Source organism: Flagellimonas crocea (assembly GCF_033441595.1).
GTDB classification, from domain to species: Bacteria; Bacteroidota; Bacteroidia; order Flavobacteriales; family Flavobacteriaceae; genus Flagellimonas; species Flagellimonas crocea.
Window position 1 is genome coordinate 543,572 of sequence record NZ_JAUZVX010000002.1, and the last position, 11,854, is coordinate 555,425.

General features: G+C 43.1%; 10 protein-coding genes and 2 tRNA genes. 11 read left to right on the plus strand and 1 reads right to left on the minus strand.

Annotated features, from left to right (window positions below; translation table 11 throughout):
- Positions 1-2 precede the first annotated feature (2 nt).
- From SD449_RS07635 to SD449_RS07680, 10 genes are all read left to right on the plus strand, one after another.
- On the plus strand, positions 3-1,208 hold the full coding sequence (locus SD449_RS07635) for an FtsW/RodA/SpoVE family cell cycle protein (protein WP_207033624.1): 1,206 nt from the start codon (positions 3-5) through the stop codon (positions 1,206-1,208).
- Positions 1,195-2,283 carry an undecaprenyldiphospho-muramoylpentapeptide beta-N-acetylglucosaminyltransferase gene (murG, locus tag SD449_RS07640; RefSeq protein WP_318309733.1) on the plus strand — a complete coding sequence of 363 codons (1,089 nt, stop codon included), beginning with the start codon at positions 1,195-1,197 and terminating at the stop codon, positions 2,281-2,283. The genes SD449_RS07635 and murG overlap by 14 nt, the downstream gene beginning before the upstream one ends.
- Positions 2,280-3,629 carry a UDP-N-acetylmuramate--L-alanine ligase gene (gene murC / locus SD449_RS07645; protein ID WP_318309734.1) on the plus strand — a complete coding sequence of 450 codons (1,350 nt, stop codon included), beginning with the start codon at positions 2,280-2,282 and terminating at the stop codon, positions 3,627-3,629. The genes murG and murC overlap by 4 nt, the downstream gene beginning before the upstream one ends.
- Positions 3,619-4,338 (plus strand): cell division protein FtsQ/DivIB, encoded by a 720-nt coding sequence (locus tag SD449_RS07650; RefSeq protein ID WP_318309735.1) that lies wholly within the window; start codon positions 3,619-3,621, stop codon positions 4,336-4,338. Before murC ends, SD449_RS07650 begins: the two co-directional genes overlap by 11 nt.
- Positions 4,339-4,341: 3 nt before the next feature.
- Entirely contained in the window at positions 4,342-5,676 is a 1,335-nt protein-coding gene (ftsA, locus tag SD449_RS07655; RefSeq protein WP_318309737.1) for a cell division protein FtsA, read from the plus strand.
- Between the two features lie 27 nt (positions 5,677-5,703).
- On the plus strand, positions 5,704-7,710 hold the full coding sequence (gene ftsZ, locus SD449_RS07660; RefSeq protein WP_318309739.1) for a cell division protein FtsZ: 2,007 nt from the start codon (positions 5,704-5,706) through the stop codon (positions 7,708-7,710).
- 99 nt (positions 7,711-7,809) lie between these two features.
- Complete coding sequence (locus tag SD449_RS07665; protein WP_318309741.1) at positions 7,810-8,262, plus strand: GatB/YqeY domain-containing protein; 453 nt, start codon at positions 7,810-7,812, stop codon at positions 8,260-8,262.
- Between the two features lie 12 nt (positions 8,263-8,274).
- Positions 8,275-8,348 (plus strand) — tRNA-Arg (locus SD449_RS07670).
- 19 nt (positions 8,349-8,367) lie between these two features.
- Positions 8,368-8,610 carry a GIY-YIG nuclease family protein gene (locus tag SD449_RS07675; RefSeq protein WP_318309742.1) on the plus strand — a complete coding sequence of 81 codons (243 nt, stop codon included), beginning with the start codon at positions 8,368-8,370 and terminating at the stop codon, positions 8,608-8,610.
- Positions 8,609-8,690: transfer RNA gene (locus SD449_RS07680), tRNA-Arg, on the plus strand. Before SD449_RS07675 ends, SD449_RS07680 begins: the two co-directional genes overlap by 2 nt.
- 63 nt (positions 8,691-8,753) lie before the next feature.
- Here the strand turns inward: SD449_RS07680 and SD449_RS07685 are convergent.
- The gene (locus SD449_RS07685; protein WP_318309743.1) at positions 8,754-11,156 is read right to left on the minus strand and encodes a 7TM diverse intracellular signaling domain-containing protein; all 2,403 of its coding nucleotides are present in this window, start codon (positions 11,154-11,156) and stop codon (positions 8,754-8,756) included.
- Positions 11,157-11,394: 238 nt separating this feature from the next.
- On the opposite strand from SD449_RS07685, the gene SD449_RS07690 reads away from it, so the two are divergent.
- A complete protein-coding gene (locus SD449_RS07690; protein WP_318309744.1) occupies positions 11,395-11,838 on the plus strand; it encodes a YHS domain-containing (seleno)protein in 444 nt (147 codons plus the stop codon).
- Positions 11,839-11,854 lie beyond the last annotated feature (16 nt).

Sequence of the window (11,854 nt, forward strand, 5' to 3'; positions counted from 1 at the left end):
AAGTGTTTGCAATTTTCAAAAATCTGAAAGGTGATAAAGCCATTTGGGGCGTAGTGGCCCTCTTGGCACTTTTCTCATTTTTGCCTGTGTACAGCGCCAGTACCAACTTGGTCTACGTCAATGGAGATGGGACCACTTTCGGGCATTTGGTAAAGCACGCCGTGCTGTTGTTCTTGGGTTTTGGCATCATCTATGCCGTGCACCGAATTCCAACACATTATTTTAAGGGGCTTTCCATAATTGCAATGCCCATTGTTATTCTATTGTTGATTTACACTCTAACGGTGGAAACGCGGATAGGCGGGGTAACGGCAAACCGTTGGATCAAGATTCCTTTGGTGGGGGTCAACTTTCAGACATCTACCTTGGCGTCAGTTGTTTTAATGATTTGGATTGCGAGGTATCTGACCAAGATCAAGGATGTAAAGATCACGTTTAAAGAAAGCATACTTCCGCTATGGTTGCCCGTAGCCCTTGTAGTTCTACTGATTTTGCCAGAGAACTTCTCGACCGCAGCGATTATTTGTTTCATGGTTTTGGTATTGTGTTTTCTGGGAGGATATCCCTTAAAATATTTGTTCGCTATGGTGGCGACAGGAATTGTATTTGCGGGAATGTTCCTTTTTGTGCTGTTCAAGGCACCAGAAGTGTTGCCGCAGCGTGCGGGAACATGGAAATCAAGGATAGAGACCTTTATCCATCCAGAGCAGGCGGATAGGGATGATCTGCATCAGTTAACGTTGGCACAGATTGCCGTGGCCGAAGGCGGTGTAGTGGGCAAAGGAGCAGGAAAAAGTGTGATGAAGAATATGTTGTCCCAGAGTACGTCGGATTTCATTTTTGCCATCATTATAGAAGAATACGGATTGTTGGGAGGGGGAGCTTTGCTCTTTTTTTACCTCTTGTTGCTATTCCGCATTGTGGTTGTGGCGCATTCGTCCAAAACGGTTTTTTCAAAATTACTGGTTATAGGAGTAGGGTTGCCAATTGTGTTCCAGGCCTTCATCAATATGGCCGTAGTGGTGCAGTTGTTCCCCGTTACGGGGCAACCGTTACCATTGATCAGTATGGGGGGTACCTCCATTTGGATGACCTGTATGGCCATTGGAATCGTGTTGAGTGCAAGCAATAGAAAAGAAAATTTAGAGGAGCAATCCCATGGAATAGATGAAACGAATCCTTTAGAAGTATTGAGTGGACAGATATAGGTTTATACTTTCTGGAGGAGGAACGGGAGGACATATTTATCCCGCCGTGGCCATCGCAAACGAATTGAAGCGAAGATACCCTGATGCGGAGTTTTTGTTTGTAGGGGCCAAGGATAAAATGGAAATGGAAAAAGTGCCGCAAGCTGGATATGAAATCAAGGGTTTGTGGATAAGTGGAATACAACGGAAACTGACATTGAAAAATCTCATGTTTCCATTAAAACTGATAAGTAGTTTGTTAGAAGCGCGGAAAATAGTGAAACAGTTCAAACCCCATGTGGCCATTGGTACGGGAGGGTTTGCGAGCGGGCCATTGTTACGGATGGCTGAAAGCTCGGGTGTTCCATGTGTGCTACAAGAACAGAACTCCTTTGCGGGAATCACGAACAAACTATTGGCGGGAAAAGCAGATAAAATCTGTGTGGCTTATGATGGTATGGAACGATTTTTTCCAAAGGAAAAGATTGTCAAGACGGGAAATCCCATTCGAAACGATTTGGTAGAAGTAAAAGCAAGCAAGAAAGAAGCAACCGCCTTTTTTGGGTTTGATAGTGATAAAAAAACGGTCTTGGTGCTCGGAGGTAGCCTCGGAGCAAGACGAATCAATCAACTGATAGAAAAAGAGCTTGAATTTTTTGGGAAACAAGGATTACAGGTACTCTGGCAATGTGGCAAGCTGTACCATGAAGAATATAAAAAACATGAATCGGATACGGTAAAGGTTTTGGCCTTTGTCAACCGAATGGATTTGGCCTACGCCTCTGCAGATGTGATTATTTCAAGAGCGGGCGCAGGATCGGTCTCCGAGCTTTGTTTGGTGGGCAAACCTGTGATTTTTATCCCATCGCCGAACGTGGCAGAGGATCATCAAACCCAAAATGCAAAAGCCTTGGTGGCCAAAGATGCGGCCATCATGCTAAAAGAAAATGAGTTAGATGCTGAATTTGAAAATCGTTTTTCTGCTTTGATGAAGTCCGAAGCGATTCAAGAAAAATTGGGAAGAAACATCAAAAAAATGGCTATGCCCAAGGCCACGGAACATATTGTGGACGAAATAGTAAAGTTGTTGAAGTGAATTTGAAGGATATACATAGCGTTTATTTTATCGGCATCGGCGGCATTGGAATGTCTGCTTTGGCACGCTATTTCAAATTTGTGGGGAAAGAAGTGGCTGGTTACGACCGTACTCCCACGCCCATCACCGATGGGTTGATGGAAAAAGGTATTTCGGTACATTTTGAGGACAACGTCGATTTGATTTCGGATACATTCAAACATCCGAACACCTTGGTGGTGTACACGCCTGCTGTACCTTCAAAACATACGGAGTTTCAGTTTTACCAATCAGGCGGATTCAATCTTAAAAAACGTTCCGAGGTTTTGGGGATCATTACAAAGGATTCTTTTTGTTTGGCCGTTGCAGGTACACATGGCAAGACGACCACGACCTGTATTTTGGCGCACTTGCTTAAAGAATGTGACTTGCCGATGACCGCATTTTTGGGCGGTGTTTCGGAAGATTTTGACAGCAACTTTGTGTTGGATGGCACGGAATATTCCGTAGTGGAGGCCGATGAGTTCGATCGTTCATTTTTACGATTGACGCCTACCATTGCCTGTATTACATCGATGGATGCCGACCACCTTGATATTTACGGCACCAAGGATGAATTGGACAAATCTTTCAGGGAATTTGTGGATAGGATCAAGCCCGAAGGAAAGTTGTTCGTACGCAAAGGACTTCCTTTGGAAGGAATCACCTTTGGTATTGAAGATGGTGCCGATTACTGCATAGAAAACATTGAAATTGAACATGGAGCCTACATATTTGATCTCGTAACGCCTTCTGAGGTAATCAAGAACGTAAAGTTCAACAAGCCTGGAAGACACAATTTGCTCAATGGATTAGCTGCTTTTGCGATGGCGGTGCAAACGGGTTGCCCACCCCACCGCCTTGCCGAAGCTTTGGCTACGTTCAAAGGAGTTCAGCGCAGGTTTTCCTATCAGATAAAGGAAAAAGATTTTGTGTTCATTGATGATTACGCACATCATCCAACCGAAATAAGTGCCGTGCACCAAGCCATTCGGGAAATGCACGCAGGGGAAAAGGTTACGGTAATCTTTCAACCACACCTATTCTCGCGAACCAGGGATTTTGCGGATGATTTTGCAGCCAGTCTTTCGGATTTTGATGAAATCATCCTGTTGGATATTTACCCCGCCAGGGAGGAACCGATTGAAGGGGTGACATCGCAATGGCTTTTGGAAAAAATAGAGAATCCCAATAAAAAGTTGATTTCAAAATCAGCATTATTGGAAGAAGTAAAAAACTGCAAATCAGGAGTATTGGTTGCTCTGGGAGCAGGGGATATTGGAATGGAAGTGCCGAAAATCAAAAAAGAATTGAGTTATGCGCATTAATTGGGATTACATAAAATTAGCAGTTTTGTCGGTCGCCGTAGTTGCGCTCTACGGGTTTGCCGATCAACGAAATGAGCGAAGAATGGTGGAAAATGTCACTGTGAAGTTCGTTGGTGAAAACAATTTGTATTTAACTGAGGATGCGGTTAATAAATTGTTAATACAAAATTACGGACCCCTAGAGAATACGCCCAAAGAACAGTTAGTTTTGAATACCATAGAGGAGGTTATACTATCCAATGATATGGTGAAAAATGCCCAGGTCTATCTTACTGTAAACGGGGAACTTGTATCCAAAATTGTTCAGCGAAAGCCAATTGGAAGAATAGAAGGTGTCTCCAAATTTTATTTGGATGATCAGGGCGAACGCATGCCATTGTCAAAACATCATTCGGCAAGGGTTCCCATAATCACAGGAAAAATCACAGGGAAAACTCTGGAGGACGCCTACGTGATTTTGGACTATATCAACAAAGATAATTTCTTGAGGAAAAATGTGATTGGCATACACATTCAAGAAGAAGGAAAATATCAACTCAAGTTCCGCATGGAAAACTTTGTGGTGAACTTGGGCGGAGTGGACAACCTGAACAAGAAGTTCAGCAATTTTATGGCCTTTTATGCAAAGGCGGCCAAGGACAATTCCTTGGAGGATTATGCAACAGTGAGTTTGGAATTCAACAATCAAGTGGTTTGCACCAAAATTTAAAGTATGGAACAAGGTAATTATTCAGTTGGGTTGGATATTGGAACTACCAAGATCGTGGCGATCATCGGTAGGGAGAATGAGTATGGAAAAATTGAGATTTTGGGCACCGGACGTTCAAAAAGTTTGGGTGTTCACCGTGGAGTGGTCAACAATATCACACAAACTATCTCGTCCATTCAGCAAGCGGTGGAGCAGGCCGAGTTGAACTCGGGCCTAAAGATAGGTTCCGTGGTGGTGGGCATTGCCGGCCAGCATATCCGTAGTCTGCACCACAGCGATTATATCACAAGGCCCAATTCCGAAGAAGTAATAGATAACGACGACCTGGATAAACTGTGCAACCAAGTGTACAAACTGGTGATGCTGCCCGGTGAAGAAATCATCCATGTGTTGCCGCAAGAATACAAAGTTGACGGACAATCCGAGATCAAGGAGCCCGTGGGCATGTACGGTGGCCGATTGGAAGCTAATTTTCATGTAGTGGTGGGGCAGGTGTCCTCCATCAAAAATATTGGTAGGTGCATCAAAAGTGCCGGATTGGACCTTGGGAACATCACCTTGGAACCCCTGGCTTCTGCGGATGCCGTTTTAAGTCAAGAAGAAAAAGAAGCAGGTGTCGCTTTGATCGATATAGGTGGTGGAACCACAGATCTTGCCATTTTTAAGGATGGTATCATTCGTCACACTTCGGTTATCCCCTTCGGTGGTAACGTAATCACAGAGGACATAAAAGAAGGCTGCTCCATCATAGAAAAGCAGGCCGAACTATTGAAAATAAAATTTGGTTCCGCTTGGCCGGGAGAAAATAAGGACAATGAAATTGTTTCCATTCCCGGATTAAGAGGACGTGAGCCCAAAGAAATTACACTTAAAAACCTTTCCAAGATCATTCATGCCCGTGTGGTGGAGATTGTGGAGCAGGTTTACGTGGAAATCAAGAACTACGGCCACGAGGAACAGAAGAAAAAATTGATAGCAGGGATTGTACTTACCGGTGGCGGTAGCCAATTGAAGCATTTGAAGCAATTGGTGGAATACATTACCGGTATGGATACAAGGATAGGCTACCCCAACGAGCATCTTGCCGGTGACTCGGACGAGGAAGTTGCGAGCCCGTTGTACGCAACAGCTGTGGGATTGCTGATGAATTCCCTGGAGGCCAAAAAGAAAAACCGCGCTGTGCACCATGAAGAAGAAGTGCACGAAGAAGAGGTTTTGGTAGGCCAAGAACACGACATGGGAGCCCAAACAAACACGACGAGCACCCATGCGGAGAGAAAATCCATTTTTGATAAATGGTCAGAAAAGTTGAAGGACTTTTTGGACAACGCAGAATAATAACCCCAGAAGAGAAACACAACTGTCATGAGTAAGAACACTGAATTTGACAATATCGCTTTTGATTTGCCCAAGAACAAGAGCAACGTAATTAAAGTTATCGGAGTAGGAGGTGGCGGAAGCAACGCCATCAACCACATGTTCCAGGCCGGTATCAACGGAGTGGACTTTGTGATCTGCAATACCGATGCCCAGGCCTTGCAAAACAGTGCCGTTCCCAATAAAATCCAATTGGGGGTTTCCCTCACCGAAGGATTGGGAGCAGGAGCCAACCCCGATGTGGGCGAACAGGCCGCTTTGGAGAGTATGGAAGATTTGAAGGCCATGCTGGACAACAATACTAAAATGGCGTTCATCACAGCAGGAATGGGTGGTGGAACCGGTACGGGTGCAGCCCCTGTCATTGCAAAGCTCGCCAAGGAAATGGATGTTCTTACGGTTGGTATCGTTACCATGCCGTTCCAGTTTGAAGGGGCCATGCGAAACAAACAGGCACAAATCGGGATAGAGAAACTACGTGCCAACGTGGATTCCTTGATCGTGATCAACAACAACAAGCTTAGGGAAGTTTACGGTAATCTTGGGTTTAAGGCCGGTTTCTCAAAGGCAGATGAAGTTTTGGCAACAGCGGCCAGGGGTATCGCAGAGGTCATAACACATCACTACACACAAAACATTGACCTTAGGGACGCGAAGACTGTGCTTTCCAACAGTGGAACCGCTATTATGGGTTCAGCTGCAGCATCAGGTTCATCAAGGGCTACCGAGGCCATTATGAAGGCACTGGATTCACCATTATTGAACGACAACAAGATCAACGGCGCCAAAAACGTATTGTTGCTCATCGTTTCCGGTTCACAAGAAATCACCATTGATGAAATCGGTGAAATCAATGACCATATCCAAATTGAGGCCGGTCACGGAGCCAACATCATTATGGGTGTCGGTGAGGACGAAAGTCTAGGTGAAGCTATTGCCGTTACGGTAATTGCAACAGGTTTTAATGTAGACCAGCAAGATAATATCGTAAATACCGAGTCCAAAAAGGTATTTTATACCTTGGAGGACGAGCAAACCGCGGAGCAAGATTTGACTCCCGAGTCCACTTCGGTACAGGAAGTCAAGATTGAAAAAACACCAACTCCCATGCCGGAACCGAAGCCAGAACCAAAGGTGGTAAAGCACACCTTGGATTTGGAAGAGGAGGAAGAAAAAAAAGTGGCGCCAAAACCCAAAATGGAGGTTAAGGACCCCGATTTGATTCCAACAACGAACTATATCAAGAACTTCAATGTGTTTTATGAAGAGGTAGTTGCCGAAAAAGTGGAGGATGATTTTGTGATCATCGAGGCCAAAAATGTGATTAACAATTTTGATGTCATCGATGCAGAAGTTGTCTCTCCCAAAAGCAATGAGGATCAATTTACGCTAAGTTTTGATATGCCTCTTAATAATGATGTAGAGGATACAGATGACGAACAGGAACACACCGTAACCTTTAATCTGGATGATGATGGCTTGGGCGATGTGGAAGTGAACGATTATGTAGAGGTAAGGCCGGTCCTAGAGTATAGAAAAGAGGGCGAAACCCGATATGACCTTCAGGAATACATGGAGTTGGAAGAAAAGTTGACCGGAGCAAAGTCAAAAGCCGAGACCCACGAACCCAAAATGGTGGAAAACGAACTTGTGTTTGAAAAGAAGACCGTTAAGGTCGAAGAAAAAAGTGAAGGCTCTGGACAAAACGATGAAACAACAAGCAGTTTAGACCCTATGAACAGTTCCATCAGCGATATTCTTAAAAATCGTGCCGATGAACGAAGGAGAAAACTAAAGAACTTCAACTACAAGTTCCAGAACAACAGAAACAGCATTGACGAAATTGAAAAACAGCCAGCATATAAGCGACAGGGAGTTGACCTGAATGATGTTCCAAAGGAGCAAAAGGTTTCGAGGACCACACTGGGAGAGGATAGCAACGACGATTTACAATTGCGTTCCAACAATTCTTTCTTGCACGATAATGTTGATTAGTAGTGTTTAAGTTTACATCCATTTTTATGGAAAGCATAAGCCCGGAAGTAACGTAACTTTCGGGTTTATTTTTTATCTTCGCGCCCTAAATAAGAACAAATGGGATTACAGGAAAAAGTAATGACTGAGATGAAGGCGGCCATGAAGGCGAAGGATACCATCGCCTTGGAATCATTGCGTGCTGTAAAATCGGCTATCTTATTGGCAAAAACCGAAAAGGGCGCAGGCGCCGAACTATCGGAAGAAGACGAAATTAAATTGGTTCAAAAATTGGTAAAGCAACGCAAGGACAGCGCTGCAATCTATCAAGAGCAAGGACGTGAAGATCTTGCGGAACCGGAATTGGCACAAGTTGCCGTGATCGAAAAGTTTTTGCCGGAACAGCTTACCGAAGAAGAAATTGAAAAAGTGGTAGTACAGACCATCGATTCCGTTGGAGCTTCTGGAATGCAGGATATGGGCAAGGTTATGGGAATTGTTTCCAAGGAATTGGCCGGACAGGCCGATGGGAAGACCATTTCTGCCATTGTCAAGGCAAAATTGAGTTCATAATTAGTTAAGAATGGCCCAGTAGTTCAACTGGATAGAATATCAGATTTCGGCTCTGAGGGTTGGGGGTTCGAATCCTCCCTGGGTCACAAACTAATTAAGTTATAAGTGTATTATGCATATGTTTTAAGAAGCGAGGTGGATGGCCGACTCTACAAAGGTCATTGCGAAAACATTGAAAAGCGATTAAAAGAGCACAATACAGGAAAAACAAAATCTACTAAAGGTTTCATGCCTTGGGAACTATTTTACTTTGAAACTTTCAAAACTAGAGAGGAGGCTATTGAAAGAGAAAAGTTTTTTAAAACAGGAAAGGGCAGGGAGTTTTTAAAAAATCAACAGTTTCACTAGTTCAACTGGATACCTGCCTGCCGCAGGCAGGGAATATCAGATTTCGGGTCTGAGGGTTGGGGGTTCGAATCCTCCCTGGGTCACAAAAAAAAAAGCATGCTTCCTTTCAAGGACATGCTTTTTTCATTTTAGGGGATTGGCATTTAGGCTACCTTATCTATTGGTTTGTTGATCATGTTTTTGCCCATCTTTGAAAAAAGAAGCGGTCCATTTACGGGTTTTGTAACCAAATCGTTCGCGCCCAGTTCAAAAATCTTTTTTCTTGTTGCGCTCGTATTGTCGGCAGTAAGCACGATAATGGGAATTTGTGGAGTACAATGGGCCTTGCCACCTCTGATCAAAGAAGTGGTTTCGAAACCATCCATTTCGGGCATCTGGAGGTCCATCAATATACAATCAAAGGTTTTTTCCTTGAGGATTTCCAATGCTTCTTTGCCGTGATTCGCTATGGTAATGTTCGCACTGGCCCAGTTCTTTTTGAACAGCAGTTTTACCACAGTCTGGTTCATTTTGTTGTCCTCCACAAGAAGGACTTCGCTTGCTCCAATTTTTTCTGCCCAATTCTCTTTTATTGACTCCTCAGTGGATAGCGCCTCATCTTGGTCGATCTCAAAACCGAGTTGCAGTTCACAAATGGTACCTTGACCCGTATTTTCCTTGAGCAATACCGTGCCGTTTTGAAGGTCCACATATGTTTTCACAATATAAAGTCCCAATCCCAGACCACTGAATTCCCGTTTGTCCATAAAGGATTTTTTGGTAAACGATTCAAAAACAGTACTCATCTTTTCTTTGGAAATCCCTATGCCCGTATCTTTGATGGTAAATTGTAGATTGGCCCGTCCATTGTCTTTTTTGGTGCATTCAACATGAATATCGACCCCGCCCTGATTGGTGAATTTGATGGCATTGTCCAACAAATGGTTGAGAATCTGCACCAGCTTGGCTTTATCACCTACAATTCTTGCAGGCAATGTACTGGAAACCTTTGCCTTAAAGTCTAGTCCCTTAACGATTGCTTTTTTCTCTTGATTGTTTATCACTTTGGTCAAGGTCGATTTTAGATCAAAAGGAACTTCTTTTAATTCTTGGTCTCCCTTTTCTATTACCGTAAAGTCCAAAATATCCTCGATGTAGCCCAAGAGATTTTTTGAGGAACTCAATAACATTTTACATTTTTCCTCCAAATTCTCCTCTTCCTTGTTTTCTTGAAGCGAAGTAGCTACACCCATGATCAAGTTCAAAGGCGTTCTTAGTTCATGGCTGATATTGGAAAGGAACGAAGACTTTATTTCGTTCATGTCCTCGGCTCGTTGCAACGCTAATAATTGGTTCTGCTCATTTTCCATTCTCAGCTGACGTATCCTGTTGCTCATGGAAATGGATAGGAAGATGATTTCAAACCCGATTCCAAATTTACTTCCGTTACTGGTGAAAAATGAGTTTTCAATCGTATTGAAATTATTTAGGATAAAAACGATAAAACCCAGGACCAAAAAAGAGATACCGACAATAAAGTATGGGTCTATCCTTTGTTTTTTCACTTTCATCACCACCAAAGAGGCAATTATCTGAAGCAGCACCAAAATCCCGATGGTGTTGGCCAAGGGATAGCAATATTTAAATAATTGTGGCACCAAGGCCAATACCAGGACTCCCAATACAATGGAAAGGCTCAAAAATTTGTTGATATGGTGCAGGACAGGGCTGTTCTTTTTAAGATTCAAAAACGTATCGCCGTACTTTCCAAAAAAGAAGAGCGAAATAAAGGCTGTAAGCAATACCGCCCTGTCGGATAACCACCCACCTTGTGGAGTAAAATACTGGTGGAAAAATCCATCCAAGGAAAATTGCATCAAGGCAATAAACAGAACGTACAATGCGTAGTAAACGAATGCCTTATCCTTCAGTGCAAAATAGAAGAAAAGGTAAATGATAAAGGCCAGGATCAAAATGCCATAAAAGAAACCATAAAAAACCTGTTCCTTGTAAGTCAAATTGAAAAATGCAGCCTCTTTGTACAATTTTAAGGGAAGCATAACCACCTCGCCATCACTTTTAAGCTGAATGTAGGCCTGTACTTTTTGATAGGGCTTGAGTTCAATGTCAAAAATGGATTTTCTGTGTTGAACGGTTTTTTCGGAAAAAGGTATTTTGTCCCCACTATATTGTCTTTGCACGGTACCAGAGTCGTCCACAAGAAAGAGATTGACCACATCGGTAATGGGTCTACCGGTCTCAAGATAGTACTTGGCAAAGTCCTGTGATTTGTTCTCCAGGGTAAACGTCAACCAGTAGTTTTTGTCGGAAAATCCCATATTTTCCTCCAAACGCGTCAACGGCACGAACACTAATTTTTCATTGTTGAGAATTTCGGCGAAGCTATATTCTTTGTGGCCCGCCAAAAGGACCGAGGCTTTGGAACGAAGCGAAATGGATTCACCTGGAATATTTTTTTCCGACGCATGTGCGAAGGAAACAAAGGGCAACCATAGCAGCAATATTTTTAACCAGAGATTAAAAACGGGGTTATATGTCTGACGCATTTTGTAGGTTTAGTTGAAGCCGCTATTTGGGAAAGCGGAATCGATTGCTGGTTTTTATATTTAACGATAATCACGCGTGATTAGTGTCCAGCATAGGGCGTACCTGACCATGTATTGGATGTAATTCTGAAAAATATCGATGAACGACAAGAAAATTGAAAGGAATCCATATAATTCCTGACTAAATCCATCTGTTCAAGGACGATTGTGTCCTAGCTTAAACGTTAAACCGAATAAAATGAGCAAAATTTTAGCAGTGCTTTTATTAGTTTCAGGAATATATGGCTTTTCCCAAACTACGGATTACAATACAAAAAAAGGATACGCGATAAACGGCTACGACGTAGTTTCCTATTTTAACAACAAGCCACAAGAGGGAAAAGAGGAACTGACCGCAGAACACGACCAGGTTAGATTTAAGTTTGTAAACGCGGAAAACAGGGATAAGTTCCTGTCGGACCCTGATGCATATTTGCCCCAATATGGTGGATATTGCGCCTATGCGGTCGCCGTGAACGCGAAAAAAGTGAAAGTGGACCCGGAAACATACGAAATCAGGGATGGAAAACTCTACCTTTTTTATAACAAGGGAAAGAACAACACCTTGCAGTTTTGGCTCAATGAATCTCCTGACAACCTGAAACAAAAGGCAGATAAAAATTGGCAAAAAATAAAGCGATGAAAAGACCTTTTGAACA